The organism is Brevibacterium sp. (genome assembly GCF_022712115.1).
GTDB lineage: Bacteria > Actinomycetota > Actinomycetes > Actinomycetales > Brevibacteriaceae > Brevibacterium > Brevibacterium salitolerans.
In genome coordinates this window covers 1-23948 of the sequence record NZ_JALAHB010000204.1, presented here as the reverse complement: position 1 = coordinate 23948, position 23948 = coordinate 1, and the positions used below count along the sequence as shown (strand labels likewise).

Below are 23948 nucleotides of genomic sequence, written 5' to 3'. Positions count from 1 at the left end.
CGTCACGGACGGGAGAGCGTCACTCTCCGCCGCGGGTCTTCTGGATGATCTCGTCGGCGACGTTCTTGGGAACCTCGCCGTAGCTCTTGAAGACCATCGAGTACACGGCACGTCCCTGGGTCTTGGACCGCAGGTCGCCGATGTAGCCGAACATCTCCGAGAGCGGCACGTCGGCCTTCACGACCTTGATGCCGGTCGCGTCCTCCATCGACTGGATCTGTCCGCGCCGCGAGTTCAGGTCGCCGATGACGTCGCCCATGTACTCCTCGGGAGTGCGGACCTCGACGTCCATGACGGGCTCGAGGAGCACGGGGTTGGCCTTCGGCACAGCCTCTTTGAGCACCATCGAACCGGCGATCTTGAACGCCATCTCCGACGAGTCCACGTCGTGGTACTGGCCGTCGAGCAGCGTGGCCTTGATGCCCACCAGCGGGTAGCCGGCGAGCACGCCGAGCTGCATCGCGTCCTGGATGCCCGCGTCCACGCTCGGGATGTACTCGCGCGGCACGCGGCCGCCCGTGACCGCATCGTGGAACTCGTAGATCTTGTCGCCCTCGACCTCCATCGGCTCGATGGAGACCTGCACCTTGGCGAACTGGCCGGAGCCGCCGGTCTGCTTCTTGTGCGTGTAGTCGACCTTCTCCACCGCGCGGCGGATGGTCTCGCGGTAGGCCACCTGCGGCTTGCCGATGTTCGCCTCGACCTTGAACTCGCGCTTCATGCGGTCCACGAACACGTCGAGGTGCAGCTCGCCCATGCCGCCGATCTCCGTCTGCCCGGTCTCCTCGTTGAGGTTGACCGTGAAGGTGGGATCCTCCTTCACCAGCTTCTGGATGGCGGTGCCGAGCTTCTCCTGGTCGCCCTTGGTCTTCGGCTCGATCGAGACGAAGATGACCGGCTCCGGGAAGGACATGGACTCGAGGACGATCGGATCCTGCGGGGTGCACAGGGTGTCGCCGGTCGTGGTCTCCTTGAGCCCGATGAACGCGTAGATGTGGCCGGCGAAGGCCTCATCGACGGGGTTCTCCTTGTTGGAGTGCATCTGGAAGAGCTTGCCGACGCGCTCCTTCTTCCCGTTCGTGGTGTTGACGAGCTGGTCGCCCGTCTTCACCGTGCCCGAGTAGACGCGGACGTAGGTGAGCGAACCGAAGAACGGGTGCGTCGCGACCTTGAAGGCCAGCGCCGCGAAGGGTCCGTCCTTCTTGGGCTCGCGGGTGATGATCTCGTCCTCCTTGCCCGGGACGTGGCCTTCGACGGCCGGCACGTCCAGCGGGGAGGGGAGGTAGTCGATGACGGCGTTGAGCATGGGCTGCACGCCCTTGTTCTTGAACGCAGAGCCGCACATGACGGGGAAGGCCTCGGAGGCGATGACGAGCTTCCGGATGCCGGACTTGATCTCGTCCTTCGTGAGCTCGCCCTCCTCGAGGTACTTCTCCATGAGCTCGTCACTGGCCTCGGCGACGTCCTCGATGAGCTGCGCACGGTACTCCTCGGCGCGCTCCTTGAGATCCTCGGGGATCTCGACGGTGGTCATGTCCTGACCCTTCTTGGACTCGTCCGGCCAGATGTAGGCCACTTCCTCGATGAGGTCGACGACGCCCGCGAAGTCGTTCTCCGCGCCGATCGGCAGCTGGATCACGAGGGGCTTGGCACCGAGGCGGTTCTTGATGGTGTCGACGGTGTAGTAGAAGTCCGCACCGAGCTTGTCCATCTTGTTGACGAAGCACACGCGTGGGACGTCGTACTTGTCGGCCTGACGCCACACGGTCTCGGACTGGGGCTCAACGCCCTCCTTGCCGTCGAAGACCGCAACTGCGCCGTCGAGCACGCGGAGCGAGCGCTCCACCTCGACGGTGAAGTCGACGTGACCCGGGGTGTCGATGATGTTGATCTGGTTGTCTTCCCAGTAGCAGGTCGTCGCGGCGGACGTGATCGTGATGCCGCGCTCCTGCTCCTGCTCCATCCAGTCCATCGTCGAGGCGCCGTCGTGCGTCTCGCCGAGCTTATAGTTCACACCGGTGTAGTAGAGGATGCGTTCCGTCGTCGTCGTCTTGCCGGCATCGATGTGGGCCATGATGCCGATGTTGCGGACCTTCTTGAGGGCGCTGAGCACGTCAAGCGCCACGGTGTCTCTCTCTCGTATCGATCGCGTCGATCGCCCTGTCCCGCGGCGGGGGGGGGCCCGCCCCGGGACTCAGCGACTGGTTCACCAGCGGTAGTGTGCGAATGCCTTGTTGGACTCGGCCATCTTGTGGGTGTCCTCACGGCGCTTCACGGCGGCACCGAGACCGTTCGCGGCGTCCATGATCTCGTTCTGGAGGCGCTCGGTCATGGTCTTCTCACGACGCTGGCGGGCGTAGCCCACGAGCCAGCGCAGAGCCAGCGTGGTGGAGCGGTTCGCGCGCACCTCGACCGGGACCTGGTAGGTCGCACCGCCGACGCGGCGGGAGCGGACCTCCAGCGAGGGACGGATGTTGTCGAGCGCCTTCTTGAGCGTGACGACCGGATCCTGGCCGTTCAGCTTCTCGCGGCTGCCCTCGAGCGCGGCGTAGACGATGCGCTCAGCGGTGGAGCGCTTGCCGTCGAGCAGCACCTTGTTGATGAGCTGCGTGACGATCGGCGAGCTGTAGACCGGGTCGATGACGACCGGTCGCTTGGGTGCGGGGCCCTTGCGCGGCATTACTTCTTCTCCCTCTTGGCTCCGTAGCGGCTGCGGGCCTGCTGACGGCCCTTGACTCCCTGCGTGTCGAGGGAGCCGCGCACGATCTTGTAGCGCACACCGGGGAGGTCCTTCACACGACCGCCGCGGACGAGCACGATCGAGTGCTCCTGCAGGTTGTGGCCCTCGCCGGGGATGTAGGCCGAGACCTCGATCTGGCTGGAGAGCTTCACACGTGCGACCTTGCGGAGCGCCGAGTTGGGCTTCTTGGGAGTGGTCGTGTACACGCGGGTGCACACGCCGCGCCGCTGCGGGCTGCCCTTGAGGGCAGGCGTCGCGTTCTTCGCGGCCTTGTCCTGTCGTCCCTTGCGGACGAGCTGCTGAATTGTGGGCACTGAGATGGTCTCCGATGCTTCTCGCTGTTGCTAATCCCGGACCGCCGGAGATCCTCCGACGCCGCACTGCCCGAGCATGTCCCTCCGGGATCAGGTGAAGCTGCCGCCTGATCCCGGCGTCTGCAGGGGCGACGGTCCCCGAGGTCGGGCGTGTCGGAACTGCAGACTGCGCACACTGCACCCGGACGGGTGCTCATACGCCCCGGCATCCCGGACCCGTGACTCCCCCTGCGTGCAGAGCGAGAGGGCGGGTGCGCGACGCGCGGGCACGACCGTCTCGCCTGAGACAGTCGCGTACCAGGTTATCCCGGCCCTCGGCGTGCGGTCAAAGCGATGTGGTGCATGCCTCACATCCTTGCCGCGACGGCGCGCGCCCCGTCGCGGGAACTGCGCACGGGGAGCTGCCTCCGCGTCCGCCCGGCACCCGCCGAGGCGCTCCGGCGGACGCACCCGGGGAACGCGTGATCCCCACCGGAGCGCACTCGGTAGGCTGGGAGCCATGAGCAGCAGGCAGCCCAGCGACCGCGGTGACCGGCCGGACGAGCACGGCGGCCCCCAGGACGCCCACGCCGGCCGTCCGGGCCCGCACACGGATCGGCCGGAGGGACTCCCCCGCGGCGCAGACGGCACGGCGGGTTCGTCGCCGTCCCCGGATGCTCCCCGCAGCCGGCGTCTGCGTGCCGGCGACGCGGAGCGCGAGCAGGTGCTGCAGATCCTCGGCGCCGCACACGGCGCCGGTCGCCTCGACCCGGACGAGATCGACGAGCGGCAGAACGCGGTGCTGCGGGCCAAGTTCGTCGACGAGCTGCCCGAGCAGATCGACGATCTGCCGGAGGGCGCCGCACTCGCGGCCGAGCTCTCCCGCCAGGCCGCCGCGGCCTCGGGCACGGGGACGGGCGGCACGGCACGGTCCGGCCCCGCTCCGGCCGGGCGCGACCTCGCTCCCGCCTGGAAGGGACCCGGCGGCGAGATCCTTCCCGCGCACCAGGGCACCGGACCGGAGCGCACCCGCGTCGACATCATGAGCGGCTCCGAGGTGCACGTCGAGCCGGGCACGCCCCGGGTGCTGAGCTACGCGCTCATGGGCGGGAGCGAGATCTATCTGGGCGATGTGCTGGCCCCGGGCGTGCAGGTGGTGGTGGAGACCTATGCCATGTGGGCGGGCAACGAGATCTACGTGCCGCCGGGCGTCAAGATCGTGGACGAGACGATCAACATCATGGCCGGCAACGAGATCGGCAGGCACGCCCGCGGCGACGGGTCCAACGGCGTCCTCGTACTCAGGGGCTTCAGCCTCATGGCGGGCAACGAGGTCAAACTCGACCCGGACTGGCGGCCCGGGCCGGCGCAGCTGGGCCGCTGACGGCACGCCGCTGATCCCACCCACGAGCCCGGAAGCACTCACACGGCACGACGACTCAGGAGGCTGTATGCGGATCGGAATCATGACCTCGGGCGGGGACGGCCCCGGCCTCAACGCGGTGATCCGCGGGGCCGTGCGCAAGGGGGTGCGCGTGCACGGCGCGGAGTTCACCGGCATCCGCGACGGCTGGCGAGGGCTCCTCGAGGACGAGCTCTTCGACCTGCCCACCACCGCCGTCAGGGGCATATCGGGCAGAGGCGGCACCATCCTGGGCACCTCCAGGACGCACCCCTACTCCGGTGGCGGGCCCGCGCGGATGCGCGAGGTGATGGCGGCTCGCGGCCTCGACGCCGTCATCGCGATCGGTGGGGAGGGGACCCTCGCTGGCGCGGCCCGCCTGGCCGAGGAGGAGGGGCTTCCCGTCGTGGGCGTGCCCAAGACCATCGACAACGACCTCGGCGGCACGGACTACACGTTCGGCTTCGACACCGCGGCGGCGATCGCGACGGAGTCCATCGACCGCCTGCGCACCACGGCCGAATCCCACCACAGGTGCATGGTCGTCGAGGTGATGGGTCGCCACGTGGGGTGGATCGCGCTCCACGCGGGTATGGCGGCCGGAGCCCACGCCGTCCTCATCCCGGAGTTCCCCGTGAGCACCGAGAAGATCTGTGAGTGGGTCCGCTCCGCACGTGACCGGGGGCGCGCCCCCATCGTCGTGGTGGCGGAGGGCTTCGTGCCCGAGGACAGGGACGAGGCGGTCGCCGTGCACGGCATCGGAGCGGACGGCAGGCCCAGGCTGGGAGGCATCGCGGACGAGATCGCTCCGCTCATCGAGGAGCGCACCGGTGTGGAGACGCGCTCCGCCGTGCTGGGCCACCTGCAGCGGGGCGGCTCCCCCACCGCCTATGACCGGGTGCTCTCCACCCGGCTGGGCATGGCCGCCTCGGACCTCGCCGTCGAAGGCGCCTGGGGCCAGATGGCCTCGCTGCACGGCACGGACATCGTGCGGGTGCGGATGGCCGATGCCGTCGACCGGCTCAAGCGGGTGCCGCTGAGCCGCTGGGAGGAGATGCAGGTGCTGCTGGGCTGAGCGTTCGGTGGCTCAGCCGGCGGCGCAGCGGTGCGGTAGCGAGGCAGCGAGGCAGCGAGGCAGCGAGGCAGCGAGGCAGCGAGGCACAGTATGCGTCACAGCGAACGCTTCCGGGCAACTCACCATGCGCACACTCGGCTGTGGATCCGCACCCCGGGATCCACAGCAGGCACCTGGGCCCTTCCCGCGTCAGCACGACCTCTACAGCAACCGGAGGATTCGCTCGCGACGGGGAGGTGCTCGTTCGTGAGAAGCGCCGTCAGCACGCGCTGGAGAAGGCCGGATTCACGGTCATCCGCCTGCTGTGGCGTGACGTCGTCGACGCACAGTGCCTGCGGCTCGCTCTTGCCGCCCAGGGACTGCTGATCTGACCGGGCTCCCGGCACGAGGATGCGCCGAGGTCGCATGCCGGACCGCACTTGTTCGCACGCCGTCGGTGCCAGCCAGCACCCCATTGCACCCCGGCGCCGCGTTTGCACGCTGCAGCGGGTGAACACGGAGGCGCGATGCGGCGTGCCGGAGGACAGGTGCGAACCCGGAGGCCACGCCGCGAGGCGGAGGCGCGGTGCGGCGCGTGGCGGCGGTGCAGCGAACAGCGGGGTGATACGCGGACGGCCCGCACACCGTGCGGTGTGCGGGCCGTCCGACTCGCGGGGGTGCCTCTGCCCACCGGCCCGGGGAGAACCGGCGGCAGAGACCTCCATCAGCTGAAGGGACCGAAGTCGTAGTCCTCCAGCGGGATGGCGGCTCCCGTGTCCCCGCCCAGCGGCGGGTAGAAGTCACCGTAGGAGTTGGCGAACATCTCCTGCTTCGCCTCCTCGGTGGGCTCCACGATCATGTCGCGGAACTTGTGCATGCCCGTGCCCGCCGGGATCAGCTTGCCGAGGATCACGTTCTCCTTCAGGCCCAGCAGCGGGTCCGACTTGCCCTCGAGAGCGGCCTGCGTGAGGACGCGGGTCGTCTCCTGGAACGAGGCAGCGGACAGCCAGGACTCGGTCGCGAGCGAGGCCTTCGTGATGCCCATGAGCTCATCACGTGCGGAGGCGGGCTGACCGCCCTCCGCGACCACGCGCTTGTTCTCCTCCTGGTAGCGGCCGCGATCCACGAGGTCGCCCGGGAGCAGGTTGGTGTCGCCGGAGTCGATCACCGTCACGCGGCGCAGCATCTGCCGCACGATGACCTCGATGTGCTTGTCGTGGATGCCCACGCCCTGCGAGCGGTACACCTTCTGGACCTGGTCGACGAGGAAGCGCTCGGCCTCGCGGCGTCCGCGGATGCGGAGCACCTGCTTGGGGTCGATGGCACCCTCCACCAGCTGCGCACCTGCCTCGATCCGCTGCCCGTCCTCCACCAGGAGGCGCGTGCGGCGGCCCACGGCGTGCTCGATCTCCTCGGCCCCGTCGTCCGGGACGACGATGACGTAGCGCGTCTTGCGCGTGTCGTCGATCTTCACCCGGCCCGCGGCCTCCGCGATGGGGGCGAAGCCCTTGGGGGTGCGTGCCTCGAAGAGCTCGGTCACACGGGGCAGACCCTGCGTGATGTCGCCGCCGCCGGCGGCCACGCCGCCGGTGTGGAACGTGCGCATGGTCAGCTGCGTGCCGGGCTCGCCGATCGACTGGGCGGCGACCGTGCCGATCGCCTCTCCCACGTCCACGACCTTGCCCGTGGCCATCGAACGGCCGTAGTGCATCGCGGAGATCTGCACGTCGGAGTCCGCGGTGAGGACCGAGTGGACCTTGAGCTCCTCGATGCCGTTGGCGATGAGGAGGTCGACCACCTCGCCGGTGACGTCCGTCTTCGCCGGGACGAGCACCTCGCCGTCCGCACCGACCACGTCCGCGACGGTGAGGCGGCCGTAGACGCTGGTCTCCACGAACTCGTGCGGCTCCAGCGTGCCGTCCGCCGCCTTCTGCGCGATCGGAAGGGTGATGCCCTTCTTCGAGTCCGTCTCCTCCGCACGGACGATGACGTCCTGCGAGACGTCCACCAGTCGACGCGTGAGGTAGCCGGAGTCCGCGGTCCTCAGCGCGGTGTCCGCGAGGCCCTTGCGGGCGCCGTGGCTCGCGATGAAGTACTCGAGGACGGTGAGGCCCTCACGGTAGTTCGACTTGATGGGACGCGGAATGATCTCACCCTTGGGGTTCGTCACCAGACCGCGCATGCCGGCGAGCTGACGGACCTGCATCCAGTTACCGGACGCGCCGGAGTTCACGAGGCGCAGGACGGAGTTCTCCTCGGGGAAGTTCTGCTCCATGGCCGCCGACACCTGGTCGGTGGCCGCGTCCCACACCTTGACGAGCTCCGCACGGCGCTCGTCGTCCGTGAGCGCGCCGATCTCGTACTGCTCCTCGACCTTCGCGGCGAGCTCCTCCGCGGAGTCCAGCAGTTCCTTCTTGGACTCCGGCGCCACGATGTCGCTCATCGCGACGGTGATGCCGGAACGCGTGGCCCAGTAGAAGCCGGCCGCCTTGAAGTTGTCCAGGGTCTGCGCCGTGACGACCTTGGGGAAGCCCTCCGCGAGGTGGTTGACGAGCCGCGAGAGGCCCTTCTTGTCCACCGTGCGGTTCACGTACTCGAAGCCCTCCGGGAGCGCCTCGTTGAAGATGGCGCGGCCGAGCGTCGTCTCCACGACGGCCGGCTGGCCCTCCTCCCAGTCCTCCGGCAGCTCGAGGTCCGCGCTCGGGACGAGCCCCTCGAGACGGAGCCGGATGCGGGCGCCGAGGTCGAGCTCGCCCAGGTCGAAGGCCATCTGGGCCTCGCCCATGCTGCCGAACACGCGGCCCTCGCCGGGAACGCCGGTGCGCTCGCTGGTGAGGTGGTAGATGCCGATGATCATGTCCTGGCTGGGCATGGTCACGGGCTTGCCGTCCGAGGGCTTGAGGATGTTGTTCGAGGACAGCATCAGGATCCGGGCCTCCGCCTGCGCCTCCGTGGAGAGCGGCAGGTGGACGGCCATCTGGTCGCCGTCGAAGTCCGCGTTGAACGCGGAGCAGACGAGCGGGTGGATCTGGATGGCCTTGCCCTCGATGAGCTGCGGCTCGAACGCCTGGATGCCCAGGCGGTGCAGGGTGGGTGCGCGGTTGAGCAGCACCGGGTGCTCGGTGATGACCTCTTCGAGGACGTCCCACACCTGGCCGTGCTGGCGCTCCACCATGCGCTTGGCGGACTTGATGTTCTGCGCGTGGTTGAGATCCACGAGCCGCTTCATGACGAAGGGCTTGAACAGCTCGAGCGCCATGGTCTTGGGCAGACCGCACTGGTGCAGCGAGAGCGTGGGGCCCACCACGATGACGGAACGGCCCGAGTAGTCGACGCGCTTGCCCAGCAGGTTCTGACGGAAGCGTCCCTGCTTGCCCTTGAGCATGTCCGAGAGCGACTTCAGCGGACGGTTGCCCGGTCCGGTGACCGGACGGCCGCGGCGGCCGTTGTCGAAGAGGGAGTCGACGGACTCCTGCAGCATCCGCTTCTCGTTGTTCACGATGATCTCAGGGGCGCCGAGGTCGAGCAGGCGCTTGAGGCGGTTGTTGCGGTTGATCACACGACGGTAGAGGTCGTTGAGGTCGGAGGTCGCGAAGCGTCCGCCGTCCAGCTGGACCATCGGGCGCAGGTCCGGCGGGATGACCGGGATCGCGTCGAGGACCATGCCCTCCGGCGAGTTGTCCGTCGTCATGAAGTCGTTGACGACCTTGAGCCGCTTGAGGGCACGGGTCTTGCGCTGGCCCTTGCCGGTCTTGATGAGCTCGCGCAGCATCTCGGACTCGGACTCCAGATCGAAGTCGCGGAGACGCTGCTGGATCGCCTGCGCTCCCATCGAACCGGCGAAGTAGAGGCCGAAGCGGGCCACCATGTCCCGGTAGAGCGACTCGTCGCCCTCGAGGTCGGAGACCTTGAGGGACTTGAAGCGGTCCCAGACCTTCTCGAGGCGGTCGAGCTCGCGATCGGCGGACTTGCGGAGATTGCCCATCTCCTTCTCCGCCTGCGTCTCGAGTTTCTTCTTCGCGGCGGCGGTCGCGCCCTCGGCCTCGAGGGCCTTGAGGTCCTCCTCCAGCTTCTTGGCACGGCGGTCAACGTCCGCATCGCGGCGGTTCTCGATCTGCTTCCGCTCCACGTCGATCTGGTTCTGCAGGGTGGGCAGATCCCGGTGACGCGACTCCTCGTCGACCCACGTGATCATGTAGGCGGCGAAGTAGATGACCTTCTCGAGGTCCTTGGGAGCGAGATCGAGCAGGTACCCGAGGCGCGAGGGCACGCCCTTGAAGTACCAGATGTGGGTGACCGGGGCGGCGAGTTCGATGTGGCCCATGCGCTCACGGCGCACCTTGGCACGGGTCACCTCGACGCCGCAGCGCTCGCAGATGATGCCCTTGAAGCGGACGCGCTTGTACTTGCCGCAGGCGCACTCCCAGTCCCGGGTGGGACCGAAGATGCGCTCGCAGAAGAGGCCGTCCTTCTCCGGCTTCAGGGTGCGGTAGTTGATCGTCTCCGGCTTCTTGACCTCACCGTGGGACCAGCGGCGGATGTCGTCCGCAGTGGCGAGGCCGATGCGCAGCTCATCAAAGAAATTGACGTCAGGCACGTGATTCCTTATCTGTTTTCGTAGCGGTCCGCGTGCGGACCGCCCAAAGACTCGTTCGGTGGGTCAGACTTCTTCGACGGTGTTCGCCTCGTGGCGGGACAGATTGATGCCGAGCTCCTCGGCGGCGCGGAAGACCTCCTCGTCGGAGTCGCGCATCTCGATCTGCATGCCGTCGGAGGAGAGGACCTCGATGTCGAGGCAGAGGGACTGCATCTCCTTGATGAGCACCTTGAACGACTCCGGGATGCCCGGGTCGGGGAGGTTCTCGCCCTTGACGACCGCTTCGTAGACCTTGACGCGGCCGGGGATGTCGTCCGACTTGATGGTCAGCAGCTCCTGGAGCGTGTAGGCGGCGCCGTACGCCTCCAGTGCCCAGACCTCCATCTCACCGAACCGCTGACCGCCGAACTGCGCCTTACCGCCCAGCGGCTGCTGGGTGATCATGGAGTAGGGGCCGGTCGAACGTGCGTGGATCTTGTCGTCCACCAGGTGGTGCAGCTTGAGCATGTAGATGTAGCCCACGGAGATGGGGTACGGGAACGGCTCGCCGGAGCGGCCGTCGAACAGACGCGCCTTGCCGGACTCCTCGATGAGGCGGTCGCCGTCGCGGTTGGGCTTCGTCGCGCCCATGAGCGCACGCAGCTCCTCCCAGTGGGCGCCGTCGAACACCGGAGTCGCCACCCGGGTGCCGGGCTCCGCGTCCGTCTTGAAGCCGTGCATCTTCGTCGCCCACTCCGGCAGGCCCTCGATGTTCCAGCCCTGCTTGGCGATCCACCCGAGGTGGGTCTCCATGACCTGGCCGATGTTCATGCGGCGGGGCACGCCGTGGGGGTTGAGGATGATGTCCACGGGGGTGCCGTCCTCGAGGAACGGCATGTCCTCCACCGGCAGGATCCGGGAGATGACGCCCTTGTTGCCGTGACGGCCGGCCATCTTGTCGCCCACCGTGATCTTGCGGCGCTGGGCGATGTAGACGCGGACCATCTGGTTGACGCCGGGCGAGAGCTCGTCGTCGTCCTCGCGGTCGAAGACCTTCACGGCGATGACCGTGCCGTACTCGCCGTGCGGCACCTTGAGCGAGGTGTCGCGCACCTCGCGCGACTTCTCACCGAAGATGGCGCGCAGCAGGCGCTCCTCCGGGGTGAGCTCGGTCTCGCCCTTGGGCGTGACCTTGCCGACGAGGATGTCGCCGTCGGTGACCTCCGCGCCGATCCGGATGATGCCGCGCTCGTCCAGGTCCGCCAGGGCGTCCGGGGCGATATTCGGAATGTCGCGGGTGATCTCCTCGGCACCGAGCTTGGTGTCGCGGGCGTCGACCTCGTGCTCCTCGATGTGGATCGAGGAGAGGACGTCGTCCTGCACCATGCGCTGGGACAGAATGATGGCGTCCTCGAAGTTGTAGCCCTCCCAGGACATGAAGGCCACGAGCAGGTTCTTGCCCAGGGCCATCTCGCCGTTCTCCGTGGCGGGGCCGTCCGCGAGCACGGAGCCGACCTCGACCCGCTCGCCCTCGTCCACGACCACGCGCTGGTTGTACGAGGTGCCGTGGTTGGAGCGGCGGAACTTCTCCGCCTTGTAGACCTGCTGCGTGCCGTCGTCGTTCATGACGGTGACGTAGTCCGCGGAGACCTCGGTGACGACACCGGCCTTCTCCGCGACGATGACGTCGCCGGCGTCCACCGCGGCACGGTACTCCATGCCGGTGCCCACGTACGGCGCCTCGCTCATGACGAGCGGGACCGCCTGACGCTGCATGTTCGCACCCATGAGCGCGCGGTTGGCGTCGTCGTGCTCGAGGAACGGGATGAGGGCCGTGGCGACGGACACCATCTGGCGTGCGGACACGTCCATGAAGTCGATGTCCGAGACCGGGATGAGATCCGCCTCGCCGGAGCCGCCCTTGGGGCGCGCGAGCACGAAGTCCTCGACGAACCGCGAGTCGTCGTCCAGCGGAGCGTTGGCCTGGGCGATCGTGTAGTCCAGCTCGTCGTCCGCCGTGAGGTAGACGGTCTCGTCCGTGACGACGCCGTCGACGACCCTGCGGTAGGGGGTCTCGATGAAGCCGAAGGGGTTGATGCGGGCGTAGGACGCCAGCGAGCCGATCAGGCCGATGTTCGGACCCTCGGGGGTCTCGATGGGGCACATGCGGCCGTAGTGCGACGGGTGGACGTCGCGGACCTCCATGCCGGCGCGGTCGCGGGAGAGACCGCCCGGACCCAGCGCGGACAGGCGGCGCTTGTGCGTGAGGCCCGCCAGCGGGTTGTTCTGGTCCATGAACTGCGACAGCTGGCTGGTTCCGAAGAACTCCTTGATCGCTGCCACGACCGGACGGATGTTGATGAGCGACTGCGGCGTGATCGCCTCGACGTCCTGCGTGGTCATGCGCTCGCGGACGACGCGCTCCATGCGGGACATGCCGGTGCGGACCTGGTTCTCGATCAGCTCGCCCACCGCGCGGATGCGGCGGTTGCCGAAGTGGTCGATGTCGTCGACGGCGACGCGCAGGTCGAACTCCTCGCCCTCACGGACGCCCTTGAGGGTCTCCGTGCCGGCGTGGAGCGCCACGATGTAGCGGATCGTCGCCACGATGTCCTCGGTGGAGAGGACCGAGTCCGTCAGCGGGGCCTCGAGGCCCAGCTTGCGGTTGATCTTGTACCGGCCGACCTTGTCGAGGTTGTACCGCTTGGGGTTGAAGTACAGGTTGTTGAGCAGGGTGCGGGCGGCCTCGGTGGTCGCGGGCTCCGCGGGGCGCAGCTTGCGGTAGATGTCCAGCAGGGCCTCGTCCTGGGTCTGGACGGTGTCCTTGGCCAGGGTCTCCCGCATGGACTCGTACTCGCCGAACTCCTCGAGGATCTTCGACTCGGACCAGCCCAGGGCCTTGAGCAGCACCGTGACGGACTGCTTGCGCTTGCGGTCGAGGCGGACGCCGACCTGATCGCGCTTGTCGATCTCGAACTCGAGCCATGCGCCGCGGGAGGGGATGATCTTCGCGGTGAAGATGTCCTTGTCCGAGGTGCGGTCCGGAGTGGACTCGAAGTAGGCGCCGGGAGAGCGCACCAGCTGCGAGACGACGACGCGCTCCGTGCCGTTGATGACGAACGTGCCCTGCGGGGTCATGAGCGGGAAGTCGCCCATGAAGACCGTCTGGGACTTGATCTCGCCCGTGGTGTTGTTCATGAACTCCGCTGTGACGAACAGCGGAGCCGAGTAGGTCATGTCCCGCTCCTTGCACTCGTCGATCGAGTACTTGGGGGGCTCGAACCGGTGCTCGCGGAAGGACAGGGACATCGCGCCTGCGAAGTCCTCGATCGGGGAGATCTCCTCGAAGACGTCCTCGAGGCCGGAGGTGGTGGCGACCGAGTCGTCGCCCTTCTCCGTGGCCTCGATGACGCGGTCCTGCCAGCGCTCGTTGCCCACCAGCCAGTCGAAGCTGGCGGTCTGGAGCCCGAGCAGGTCGGGCACCTCGAGGGGCTCGCGGATCTTCGCGAAGGAGATGCGCTCTGGCGGATTAGCGGTCTTCATGTTCTCGTTGGCGGCGGCCAATTGGATCCTTCCGGTATCACCTAATTGTCTCCGGCACCGCTGCCCGCTCCCTCCCCGCGCGGTCCCGCGGACGAGGATGCCGCAGTTCCGTGTTCGAAGGGCAGGTCCTGCATAAACGAACCCCCACGCGCTATGATCGACGCTGAGGTCGACGAACCCGGGAAGAACGTGCAGACTGGACCAAAGGAGCTCCGGCGACGCCCACCGCTATATGAAGGCACCACGAAGGCAGAGCAATGCAAATCTCTACTGTACTGGTGCGCACCGCGCTTGGCAAGCCCCTGTGATAGGCTCGCGGATTCCCGGATGCGAGAATGCGCCCATGTCCGCAGACTCCACGCACTCCCCCTCCGTCCACGTGCTCAGCTCCGATCCCGTCCGCGTGAACTCGACGCTGCTCGCCGGCACGGACCGCGCCGTCCTCGTGGACACCGGTGCCGGCCCCGCCCAGGCGACCCGTCTGCTCGCGGCCGTCCGTGGCCTCACGGACCTCCCCCTCACCGTGGTCAACACCCACGACCACTGGGACCACTTCTTCGGCAACGCGCTGTTCGCCGAGGCCGGGGTCACGGAGTTCCTCGCCTCCCCCGCCTTCGTCCGCGACGCCGCGGGCTCCGCCTGGCTGCAGCACGCCGAGGCCTCCGAGCACGAGCTCGAGCTCCCCGCGCCGGACCGGCTGCTGGTGGACGCCGCGGCCGTGCGCGACGGCGAGACGCTCGACCTCGGCGGACTCGAGGCGGAGTTCCTGGTCCTCTCGGGGCACACGGACACGGACCTGGCGGTGCGCGCCGGCCCCGTCGTCGTGGCCGGGGATCTGCTCGAGGAGGGGGCGCCGCCGTCCGTGGGAACCGATTCCACGCCCGTGGCCTGGACCCGCTCCCTCGAGCGCCTCCTCGCACTGCCGGACGCCGATGTCTTCGTCCCGGGCCACGGAAGGCCCGTCCCCCGCTCCTTCGTGCGGACCCAGCTCACGGACCTGGCCGCCTACGCCGCCCGCGAGGACGAGGAGGCGGAGCTGCCCGTCCGCGCCGTGGGCGCCGCCGAGGCGTCCGCGCACGAGGTCTTCGGCATCGCGATCACCCGGCTCCTCTGATCCCGCGGCTCGGTTCACCGCCGGGGGCACTCGTCGCGGATGCGCGCTGGCACGCCTGCGCAGCTGCGCAGGCCCACGGCGCAGCGCTCCCGGAGCCGCGCGGCCGCGTGCGGAGACGCGCGAAGGCCCCCGTCCCAGTTGCTGGGACGGGGGCCTTCGCTCGTGAAGCGCTCCTGCGGGCACCGCTCATGTCATGCGGCCGGAACCTGGAGGCTTCCAGTACCCGCAGGGGAGATCACTTGAGGGTGACGGTGGCGCCGGCGCCCTCGAGGGCCTCCTTGGCCTTCTCCGCGGTCTCCTTGTTGGCGCCCTCGAGGACAGCGGCCGGAGCGCTGTCGACGAGGTCCTTGGCCTCCTTGAGGCCGAGCGAGGTGAGTCCGCGGACCTCCTTGATGACCGGGACCTTCTTCTCGCCGGCCGACTCGAGGATGACGTCGAACTCGTCCTTCTCCTCGGCGGCGGCCTCGCCTGCGCCTCCGCCTGCGGCGGGAGCGGCGACGGCGGCGACCGGAGCGGCGGCCTCGACCTCGAAGGTCTCCTCGAACTGCTTGACGAAGTCAGAGAGCTCGATGAGCGAGAGCTCCTTGAAAGCCTCGATGAGCTCTGCCGGGGTGAGCTTAGCCATAGTGGCTGTCCTTCCGTTGGTGGCCGTGCTCACGCGAGCGCGGCCAAAGGGGGTATGGGGTGTGGAGACTCAGGCGTCGGACGCCGGCGCCTCGTCGGCGCCGCCGTTCTTCTCGCGCAGAGCATCGACGGTTCGCACGGCCTTGACCAGCGGGGCGGTGAACATGTAGGCAGCCTGGTAGAGGCTTGCCTTCATGGCGCCGGCTGCCTTCGCAAGCAGCACCTCGCGGGACTCAAGATCGGCGAGCTTGTTGATGTCCTCAGCGGACAGAGCGGAGCCCTCGAAGACTCCGGCCTTGATGATGAGCTGAGGATTCGCCTTGGCGAAGTCACGCAGAGCCTTCGCGGCCTCGGAGGGCTCGCCCTTGACGTACGCAATGGCGGTGGGGCCATTGAGGTGTCCGTCGAAGGCGTCGATCCCTGCTTCCTTGGCAGCGATGGCGGTCAGCGTGTTCTTCACCACGGCGTAGGTCGCGTTGTCGCCCAGTGCATTGCGCAGATCCTTCATCTGCGCAACGGTGAGCCCGCGGTACTCGGTCAGCACGGCGGCGTCGGCGGACTCAAGCTCCTGCTTGATCTCCGCTACCGCGGCTGCCTTGTCAGGCCTCGCCATGGCATTCCTTTCGTCTGTGTCGGCGCCCCGGACGCATGAGAAAAGCGCCTCACGCACAGGCATGAGACGCTCACACGATTCGATGCGTGGCATCGAGCGGAATGTCATTCACCTGCGCGGGCCACTCTCATGAGTCTTCGTCCACCGGCGTTCGTCCAGAGGACTCACGCCCGCAGAGACCGACGGTCTTGGGCAAGCACTCACTATACGCATCCGCGACGAGCCCGCGCAAGCCGAGGCCGGTCCCGGAGCCCCGCACACGGGGTCCGGGCGCGGGGTGCAGGGTGCCGGGGCTAGGGTGGTCGGATGCACGAGATCCAGGACGCGGTCCTCAACATGGTGGGGTCCCTCTGGCTCTACCCGGTGTTCGCCCTGGTCATCGCCCTGTCCGCCGCCATTCCCCCGGTTCCCTCGAGTGCCCTCATCGTGGCTCTGGGAGCCGTGAACGCACACACGGGAAGCCCCCACTTCCTCCTCCTCGTGGCGTTCGCCACAGTGGGCTCCGTCCTGGGCGACCACGTCGTCTACCTGCTGGGCAGGCACCGCGACTTCCGGCAGTGGCCGGTCGTGGGTTCGCCGTCGAACTCCCGTCGCCTCGACGCGCTCTCCGCGCGCCTGGCTGAGGGAGGCATCCTCATCAGCATCGTCGCCCGTTTCATCCCTCTGGGCCGCACACTGCTGGCCCTGCTCGCCGGTGGTGAGTCGATGGAGCCTGCCCGCTGGCTGCGACTGACCCTCATCGCCGGGGTCGTCTGGACGGCCTACTCAGCCGGCTTCGGCTGGCTCTCCGCCCGCTGGCTGCCGCTGCCCATGTGGGCGGCCGTGGGGATCGCGATCGGAGGTTCGCTGCTGCTGAGCCCGCTGCTCTCCCGCCTCAGCGACCGGCTGGTCCACCGGCGCTGAGCGGATCCGCGAGGTCGCCGCACAGTCCTTCAGCGCGCCCGCTCTCCCCTGTCGGTACCGATGAGCTCGACGAGGTCCCCGCCCACCGCGCCGAAGAGCGTCCGCGCCCAGACGCTGTCCCCGCGCACGTACGGCACCCCGTCCTCGAGCAGCCAGGCCGGCTCCCGTCCCGCGCGCAGAGCGGCGGCGCAGTCGGCGCACACCGGAATGCGCGCACCGCGGTGGCCCTCCACAGGTGCCTCGGCCACGGTCGCCGCCGGACCGTGACCGGGATCGATCACGCACAGCCGGGGCGGGTCCGCGGCCCTGCGGCGACCGCTGCCGAGGGTTCTCCTCCCTCCCGCCGCCTCGACCTCGGCGATGTCGTGCGCCGCGGTGCGCAGGAGCACGAGTGCGCCCGCGAGATCCGCACGGCTCGCCTCCGGGTCGTCGACGATCCGGCCCGCGAGCGCGTACGCGTCGAGCCCGTGGGTCACCCGGGCCGACAGCTCCGGTTCGAGGCTCACGGTGTCGAGCTCGGACAGCCGCCGTGCGATGTCGAGGCTGTCGGCCGAGAGCTCCCGGCGCATCTCCTCCCGCCGGACCCGTGAGGCGCTGCGGAGGAGGGAGGCGGGCAGCTCATATCGGGGCACCGGCTTCCGCCGGCGGCGCCGCGCCCCAAGGGCGACGGCGATCGCAGCCGCGAGCACGAGCGGCACCATGACGAGAGCGTAGACGAGGTCCGTGCCCAGACCCACGTACTCCGTGCGCGGTGCCGGCACCGGAGCGTGCTCCTGGCCCGTGCCGCGCTCAGTCACCTCGAAGTCCTCGTCCGCAAGCGAATTGAGCACGCCCTGCAGCCGGCTCACGCCCTCGTTGCCCGTGCCGGAACCCCGGTCGCCGGCCTCGATGCGCTGGTGGACCTCGCGGCTGAGCGCCGCATCGTCCAGCTCCACCTTGCTCGTGACGAAGGAGCTGCCCGGCTCGACGACGAGATAGATGCCCTCCTCCGCGCCCAGCTGGCCGTGTACGAGGGTCGCAAGATCCAGGTCGCGCTGGTCCCTGCCCGTGACGATCGCGTACACGGGCCAGTCGACGGCCTCGGCCTGCTCCTCGAGCTCCTCGCGGGCGGCCTGCGGTACAAGGTACTCCACCCCCGGATCGATCCACACCTGGCCGTCCTCCAGCCCGGCCGCGATCTCACCGGCGTACTCCAGCGGTGTCATGACCGGCTCCCTCTCTCGCTCCGGGTGTGGCGCACGCCGCGGATCAGGGCACCGGTGATCCCACCGACCGTCACCGCACCGAGGGCCCCGATGAGCGCTCCCCTCACCCAGTTGCCCAGGGGATAGCCCAGGACGGCGGGACCGAGCGCCGGTTCCTCCGCACTCCTCTCCTCGTGCGTGTCAGGGACGACCTCGGGATCCGGGACCAACCGGGCATCGAGCTCCGCGACCTCCCTCTGCGTGTCCTCAAGCCCCGTGTGCTCCCCCGACGTCGACCAGCCGCTCAGGTCTCCACCTGCCGACCGCTCGTACCGCTCATACCGATACTCGTCCCACGGCCGCCACATGTCCGCGTACTCGGGCAGGGTCATGCCCGCGGCCGCCACGGCGTTCTCCGACTCGAAGACGGCGATGACCGCGCCCGGCTCGCTCAGCTCCGCAGCGATGCGGGCGGCGAAGACCTCCGGCGCATCGGAGGCGTCCGTCCCCGAGGACTGCAGCACCGCGACGGACACGTGCTCGGCCTCGCCTGCGGCCTCTGCGAGAGCGGCGACCCGCTCCGAGTCCAGTGCAGGCGCAAGCATCGGGTCGATGTGGAAGCCCGTCTCGTCCAGCTCCGCCGCGATCTCCTGCGGCCGGGTCCGGTCGTAGTCGGCCCGCGTCTCCGGTCCCTGCTGATAGCCGAACAGCTGCGGCTCCTCGTACTCGTGGATGACGACGGACGCGGCCCCGCCCAGGACCGCCGAGAAGACCGTGAGGACGAGGACCGCGAGACCCCGGACGACCGCTTCTCCCCTCTCCATCCCGCGCAGGCCGAGGGATTCGGCCCCCGCGGCCGTATGGGAGGACCCCGTGCGTCCGGCAGCGAGCGCCGCCGCACCCGCCGGTGAGGCTCCGCCTCCTGACGGCTGGGCGGCGACCACCTCCGTGAGGGGAGACAGCGTGCCGAGGCCGCAGCGAGCATAGGCATCGTCAAGCTCCCAGTACGGGACGGGTGCGCCCGCCCGCCTGCCCCGAGCGGGCACCGTGAGAGCGTGCGGACGCTCACCGGCGGCGTCCCGCCGCCGGCAGTCCCGGCAGGCGGGTACATCGAAAGCGTCAACGCGGCGGCCCCGGGCATCGAGCCGCACCGTCGCGACGGCCTCACCGTGGAAGGGATCGAAGAAGCACAGCGGCGAGAGCACCGACCGCGTCTTCGCACCCCGCTGCGCTGCGATCTGGGCGTCCAGCGCATGGAGGGCGGCGGAGTCCGTGACCGGCACCCGCTCCGCGAACACCCGCCGGGCCTCGGTCGGGCTCAGCTGAGGATCGTCCAGAGACGGCGCTGCCGCGAGGATGCGGGAGACGAGCCGCTCCCGCGCTCTCCCCAGCTCCCGCAGGCGCTCGGCAGGAGCGAGAGCCTCGGGACCGTCCGCAGCATCAGGGTCCGGCAGCCGCGGCGGCGTGTGCAGGGCGGACAGCAGACGCTTCGCCCGCCCGGTGCCGAGGGTGCTCGCGGCGGTGGTCCGCGCTGAGCCGGAGGCCTCCCGCTCAGCGCGCGTCCTCCGGGCGATGGCCCACGTGATCGCTGCGGCACCGCCCACCGCCGCCGTACTGGCCACCAGACCGTCGGCGCCTCCAGGGGTGTGGGTCTCGAAGAAGCGGCCCGTGCCCGCCTCGATCCGCCGGGACACGTAGTCACCCAGGTCAGGCGGGCTCTCGTTGCGCAGCCAGGCCCGCCCTGCGGCTGCCGCGTACTCGACATAGGGCTCGGGACGCACTCTGAAGTCCGCTTCGACCTCGAGGGCCTCGCCCAGCCGGAACAGCCGGTCACTCACTCCGCGCGCGCCGACGGCGTGCACCGCCGGGTCGGGCGTTCCGCCGTCGACGGCGAAGGCCGCGAGCACGCCCTCACCGTCCGCGAACAGCTCTGCGGCCACGCGCTGCATGACATCGACCGGGTACGTGACGTTCTGTCTCACGGCCGGTGCCGGAAACCCGTAGTGGACGAGCACGGCGACGGGCACCGGGCCGCCGCCCGTCGCCGCCCGCACCTTCGCCGTGAAGTCCTCCGGGAGCCACGCGGCAAGGCCGGGATCCACGGCGAGACCCGTGCGGCGCAGATCGTCGCCGTAGAGCTCCAGCAGCGCCGCCGCCGCGGCCTGGGTCCGCGCTGGGTCCGGGGTCTGGCTGTCGTCCTCCGGCACGGGCGCGAAGGACGGGGAGGGCGCAGAGGGATTCATGCGGTCCAGTATTCCAAAGGCCCACGTGCCGAAGCGCTCACGACGGTGACGGTTCTGGAACGACACCGGCCCCTCCTGCAGGGTGGCAGGAGGGGCCGGTGCGACCGAGGCTCACAGGCCTCAGGTCAGCGGATCACGCGCGCAGAGCGGAGGCGTCCAGCGGGATGCCGGGACCGTTCGTGGTGGTGATCGTCGCCTTCGAGATGTAGCGGCCCTTCGCCGACGACGGCTTGAGACGGTTGATCTCCTCGAGGGCGGCATCGAAGTTCTGCTGCAGCTGCTCGGTCGAGAAGGAGGTCTTCCCGATGATGAAGTGCAGGTTCGCGTGCTTGTCCACGCGGAACTCGATCTTTCCGCCCTTGATGTCGGAGACGGCCTTGGCCACGTCCATCGTCACCGTGCCGGTCTTGGGGTTGGGCATGAGGCCACGGGGACCCAGCACCTTGCCCAGACGGCCGACCTTGCCCATCATGTCCGGGGTCGCGACGGCTGCATCGAAATCGGTGAAGCCGCCGGCCACCTTCTCCAGCAGGTCATCGGAACCGACGTAGTCGGCACCTGCCTCGCGAGCTGCCTCCGCCTTGTCACCTGCGGCGAAGACGAGGACCGTGGCCGTCTTGCCGGTGCCGTTGGGGAGATTGACGGTGCCGCGCACCATCTGGTCGGCCTTGCGCGGGTCGACGCTCAGGCGCAGGGCGACCTCGACGGTGGCGTCGAACTTCGCCACGGAGGTCTCCTGGGCCAGGGCGATCGCCTGTGCCGGCTCGTACTGCGTGTCTGCCGCGATCTTCTCAGCGGCGGCCCGGTAGGCCTTTGAGCGCTTTGCCATCTGCTTATTCTCCTAGCAGTAGTGGTGCGGGTCGCGCGGACCCTGCCACAGTGGTTGAGGTGGGGTTGGACTCAACCCTCGACGTCGACGGTGATGCCCATCGAGCGTGCGGTGCCGGCGATGATCTTCATCGCCGCGTCCACGTCGTTGGCGTTGAGGTCGGGGCGCTTCTGCTCCGCGATCTCGCGCACCTTGTCAGCGGACAGGTGGCCCACCTTGCTGGTGTGCGGGGTGGCCGAGCCGGACTTCACGCCGGCGGCCTTCTTGATGAGCTCCGCAGCGGGCGGGGTCTTCGTGATGAAGGTGAAGGAGCGGTCCTCGTAGACGGTGATCTCCACGGGGATGACGTTTCCCCGCTGGGATTCCGTCGCGGCGTTGTACGCCTTGCAGAACTCCATGATGTTGACGCCGTGCTGACCAAGCGCCGGGCCGATCGGAGGAGCCGGGTTGGCGGCGCCTGCCTGGATCTGCAGCTTGATCAGACCGGAGACCTTCTTCTTGGGAGGCATGTTCGGTCCTTTTCTTCCGTATTGCCGTGACCCGCGCGCATCTCGCGCGGGACGGGTCCGGTCCGACTCTCCGATGAGGAGTCAGACCAAACCCCACCAGTATTCCACGAACGAGCACCCGGAGGCGAATCCTGTGAGGAATCGCGCACCAGGTGCTGCGGGGTTCGCGGACTGGGAATCCGTGGCGGCCCTGCGCGGGTCCGCGATGAAGCGTGTGTCAGATCTTGGAGACCTGATCGAAGCCCAGCTCCACGGGCACATCGCGCTCGAAGATCGAGAGGAGCACCGTGAGCTTCTGCGTCTCCGGCCGGATCTCCTGGATGGTCGCCGGGTGGCCCTCGAACGAGCCCTCCTTGACGAGGACGGACTCGCCGACCTCCCACTCGACCACGTAGGAGGACTGCTCTGCACCCGTGGCCTCCGCGCGGCCCTGCTCCGCGGCCTCCGCCTGCTTCTCCTCGAAGACCGGCTGGAGCATCTGGAAGACCTCGTCGACCGTGAGCGGGACCGGGTCGTAGGCATTGCCCACGAATCCGGTGACGCCCGGGGTGTGGCGCACGAGGCCCCAGCTCTCGTCCGTGAGCTCCATGCGGACCAGCACGTAGCCGGGGATGCGGACGCGGCGGACCTGCTTGCGCTGGCCGTTCTTGATCTCGACCACGTCCTCCATCGGGACCTGGACCTCGAAGATGAACTCCTCCATGTTGAGGCTCACCGAGCGGGACTCGATGTTGGCCTTCACACGGTTCTCGTAGCCGGCGTAGGAGTGGATGACGTACCAGTCGCCGTCCTGCATGCGCAGCTCGGACTTGAAGTCCTCCGCGGCGGCCGCGGCGGGATCGAGCTCACCCTCGTCGTCTTCGGCGGAGTCCTCGGAGGCACCCTCCGCGTCCGCCTCGCCGTCACCGGGCGCGTCCGTGCTCGCGGCCTGCGCGGGGGTCTCCTCGGCCGCGTCCTCGACCTCGGGAGCATCGGCAACCGCAGCGGGCTCATCAGTGGCGGAATCGGCCTCGGCCGGGGCGGCACTGAGCTCGTCGAGCTCCGGGGTCAGCTCTTCCGGGGTGGATTCGGACACGTGGTCTCCTCTTGCGATTGGGGCTGTGCGCGGTGGCGGTTGAGATCTGAACGGGCGGGCAGCAGCCGCGGGGATCAGAAGAGCGGAGTGCCCGCGAAGACCCAGGCGGAGAGCCTGCCGAAGACGAAGTCGAGGCCCGTCACCAGCAGCATCATGATGACCACGAAGACAAGGACGACGATCGTGTAGTTGATCAGCTCCTTGCGCGTGGGAGTGATGACCTTCCTCAGCTCCGCGATGATCTCGCGGAAGAAGCGGAGGATCCGGCCGAAGACGCCGATCTTCTTGCCCTCTGCAGGGGCGGAGGACTCAGCCACGCAACCTCACTCACTCCTCGGCTTCACACCCGGACCGTGCGGACCGGCTGGACGAGCAGGGGTGACAGGACTCGAACCTGCAACCTACGGTTTTGGAGACCGTTGCGCTACCAATTGCGCCACACCCCTTCAGCGGTGACATCAGCACCGCCGAGGAACGAGCATACACGAGGTGCGGGTGGACGTCGAACCGATCCTCCGCCGGCGCCCCGCCCGCCGACCGGGCTCAGTCCTCGCTCCCGTCCGCGTCCTCCGGCTCCGTCTCCACCAGCGGACGCGGCGACGGGAAGGGGATCCACTCGGAGAACTCCACGGCGGCGTCCATGCCGACCGTGATGTACTGCACGTCGATGGGGGCGCCCGTGCTCCGGTCCACCCGGATGAGCGACATCTCCGCGGGCATCTTCAGCGGCCCCGGGGTGAGCGCGTCCGCGAGGGCCCCTCCCGTCGTCGAGCCCACGGTGCGGACGCCGCGTCCCAGTTGCTCCGGCTCCACGCGCCGATGCCAGTGGCCGCTCAGCGCGTGGTCCGCGCAGCCTCGGCCCAGGGCGTCCTCGGCCTGCCGCGGGTCGTGGATGACGAACAGGTCCTCGTCCGCAGCGCACGCGGCCTCAGCCATCCGGGCCGCGAACTCCTCGCCCGTCTCTCCGCGCTCCAGCACGTCCCCCGAGGGGAACACGGTGCGGCGCGGATCGCTGTCGCCGAGCAGTGTGAGTCCCGCGACCTCCACCGGCTCGCCCTCGAGCACGGTCCAGCCCACCTCCTTGGCTCGTGCGACGGTGTCCTCGGAGTCGTGGTTGCCCTTGACGAAGACCGTGGGCACACCGTCCGGGACGGAGCGCGCCACCGAGTCCACACAGACCTTCTCCGCCTCCGTACCGGTCAATGTCACGTCCCCGCCGTCGAAGAGGAGGTCCGCACCCGCCCCC

Annotated in this window: 18 protein-coding genes, 1 tRNA gene and 1 pseudogene; 5 read left to right on the top strand and 15 right to left on the bottom strand. The window is 68.9% G+C overall.

Features of this window, described 5'->3' with window-relative positions; translation table 11 throughout:
• Nucleotides 1–19 precede the first annotated feature (19 nt).
• The 3 genes from fusA to rpsL all read right to left on the bottom strand — a co-directional run bounded on the left by fusA (nucleotide 20) and on the right by rpsL (nucleotide 3054).
• A complete protein-coding gene (fusA, locus tag Q0A33_RS11790; protein WP_291796775.1) occupies nucleotides 20–2125 on the bottom strand; it encodes an elongation factor G in 2106 nt (701 codons plus the stop codon).
• An 81-nt stretch (nucleotides 2126–2206) separates the two neighbouring features.
• Nucleotides 2207–2680 (bottom strand): 30S ribosomal protein S7, encoded by a 474-nt coding sequence (rpsG, locus tag Q0A33_RS11785; protein WP_291796772.1) that lies wholly within the window; start codon nucleotides 2678–2680, stop codon nucleotides 2207–2209.
• Nucleotides 2680–3054: a 30S ribosomal protein S12 gene (gene rpsL, locus Q0A33_RS11780; RefSeq protein ID WP_291796768.1), complete on the bottom strand. Its 375-nt coding sequence runs from the start codon at nucleotides 3052–3054 to the stop codon at nucleotides 2680–2682. The genes rpsG and rpsL overlap by 1 nt, the downstream gene beginning before the upstream one ends.
• Before the next feature lie 499 nt (nucleotides 3055–3553).
• On the opposite strand from rpsL, the gene Q0A33_RS11775 reads away from it, so the two are divergent.
• From Q0A33_RS11775 to Q0A33_RS11765, 3 genes are all read left to right on the top strand, one after another.
• The gene (locus Q0A33_RS11775; RefSeq protein WP_291796765.1) at nucleotides 3554–4417 is read left to right on the top strand and encodes a DUF1707 domain-containing protein; all 864 of its coding nucleotides are present in this window, start codon (nucleotides 3554–3556) and stop codon (nucleotides 4415–4417) included.
• A gap of 67 nt (nucleotides 4418–4484) precedes the next feature.
• A complete protein-coding gene (locus Q0A33_RS11770; RefSeq protein WP_291796762.1) occupies nucleotides 4485–5510 on the top strand; it encodes an ATP-dependent 6-phosphofructokinase in 1026 nt (341 codons plus the stop codon).
• Between the two features lie 236 nt (nucleotides 5511–5746).
• On the top strand, nucleotides 5747–5881 hold the full coding sequence (locus Q0A33_RS11765; protein WP_291796759.1) for a hypothetical protein: 135 nt from the start codon (nucleotides 5747–5749) through the stop codon (nucleotides 5879–5881).
• Between the two features lie 332 nt (nucleotides 5882–6213).
• On the opposite strand, the gene Q0A33_RS11760 is transcribed toward Q0A33_RS11765, so the two are convergent.
• Both Q0A33_RS11760 and rpoB read right to left on the bottom strand, forming a co-directional pair.
• Nucleotides 6214–10086, bottom strand: a complete 3873-nt coding sequence (locus Q0A33_RS11760) for a DNA-directed RNA polymerase subunit beta' (RefSeq protein ID WP_291796756.1) — start codon at nucleotides 10084–10086, stop codon at nucleotides 6214–6216.
• Nucleotides 10087–10149: 63 nt separating this feature from the next.
• Complete coding sequence (gene rpoB, locus Q0A33_RS11755; RefSeq protein ID WP_291796847.1) at nucleotides 10150–13608, bottom strand: DNA-directed RNA polymerase subunit beta; 3459 nt, start codon at nucleotides 13606–13608, stop codon at nucleotides 10150–10152.
• Between the two features lie 343 nt (nucleotides 13609–13951).
• Here rpoB and Q0A33_RS11750 point away from each other — a divergent pair, with 343 nt between their 5' ends.
• Nucleotides 13952–14722 carry an MBL fold metallo-hydrolase gene (locus tag Q0A33_RS11750; protein ID WP_291796753.1) on the top strand — a complete coding sequence of 257 codons (771 nt, stop codon included), beginning with the start codon at nucleotides 13952–13954 and terminating at the stop codon, nucleotides 14720–14722.
• Nucleotides 14723–14957: 235 nt separating this feature from the next.
• Here the strand turns inward: Q0A33_RS11750 and rplL are convergent, their stop codons facing one another.
• Both rplL and rplJ read right to left on the bottom strand, forming a co-directional pair.
• The gene (gene rplL / locus Q0A33_RS11745; RefSeq protein ID WP_291796750.1) at nucleotides 14958–15347 is read right to left on the bottom strand and encodes a 50S ribosomal protein L7/L12; all 390 of its coding nucleotides are present in this window, start codon (nucleotides 15345–15347) and stop codon (nucleotides 14958–14960) included.
• A 69-nt stretch (nucleotides 15348–15416) separates the two neighbouring features.
• Complete coding sequence (gene rplJ / locus Q0A33_RS11740; protein WP_291796747.1) at nucleotides 15417–15959, bottom strand: 50S ribosomal protein L10; 543 nt, start codon at nucleotides 15957–15959, stop codon at nucleotides 15417–15419.
• Nucleotides 15960–16265: 306 nt separating this feature from the next.
• Here rplJ and Q0A33_RS11735 point away from each other — a divergent pair, with 306 nt between their 5' ends.
• On the top strand, nucleotides 16266–16862 hold the full coding sequence (locus Q0A33_RS11735) for a VTT domain-containing protein (protein ID WP_291796743.1): 597 nt from the start codon (nucleotides 16266–16268) through the stop codon (nucleotides 16860–16862).
• A 29-nt stretch (nucleotides 16863–16891) separates the two neighbouring features.
• Here the strand turns inward: Q0A33_RS11735 and Q0A33_RS11730 are convergent, their stop codons facing one another.
• The 8 genes and pseudogenes from Q0A33_RS11730 to Q0A33_RS11695 all read right to left on the bottom strand — a co-directional run.
• Nucleotides 16892–18067, bottom strand: coding sequence for a hypothetical protein (locus Q0A33_RS11730; RefSeq protein ID WP_291796741.1), 1176 nt, complete (start codon nucleotides 18065–18067; stop codon nucleotides 16892–16894).
• Nucleotides 18064–20355 (bottom strand): hypothetical protein, encoded by a 2292-nt coding sequence (locus tag Q0A33_RS11725; RefSeq protein ID WP_291796738.1) that lies wholly within the window; start codon nucleotides 20353–20355, stop codon nucleotides 18064–18066. The genes Q0A33_RS11730 and Q0A33_RS11725 overlap by 4 nt, the downstream gene beginning before the upstream one ends.
• 67 nt (nucleotides 20356–20422) lie before the next feature.
• Nucleotides 20423–21118 carry a 50S ribosomal protein L1 gene (gene rplA / locus Q0A33_RS11720; RefSeq protein WP_291796735.1) on the bottom strand — a complete coding sequence of 232 codons (696 nt, stop codon included), beginning with the start codon at nucleotides 21116–21118 and terminating at the stop codon, nucleotides 20423–20425.
• Between the two features lie 71 nt (nucleotides 21119–21189).
• On the bottom strand, nucleotides 21190–21627 hold the full coding sequence (rplK, locus tag Q0A33_RS11715) for a 50S ribosomal protein L11 (RefSeq protein WP_291796732.1): 438 nt from the start codon (nucleotides 21625–21627) through the stop codon (nucleotides 21190–21192).
• Nucleotides 21628–21844: 217 nt separating this feature from the next.
• Nucleotides 21845–22702 (bottom strand): transcription termination/antitermination protein NusG, encoded by an 858-nt coding sequence (gene nusG, locus Q0A33_RS11710; RefSeq protein ID WP_291796729.1) that lies wholly within the window; start codon nucleotides 22700–22702, stop codon nucleotides 21845–21847.
• A 74-nt stretch (nucleotides 22703–22776) separates the two neighbouring features.
• Entirely contained in the window at nucleotides 22777–23019 is a 243-nt protein-coding gene (gene secE, locus Q0A33_RS11705) for a preprotein translocase subunit SecE (RefSeq protein WP_291796726.1), read from the bottom strand.
• A gap of 56 nt (nucleotides 23020–23075) precedes the next feature.
• A tRNA-Trp gene (locus tag Q0A33_RS11700) sits at nucleotides 23076–23148 on the bottom strand.
• Nucleotides 23149–23245: 97 nt separating this feature from the next.
• A pseudogene (locus Q0A33_RS11695) lies at nucleotides 23246–23948 on the bottom strand (metallophosphoesterase); the annotation flags it as partial.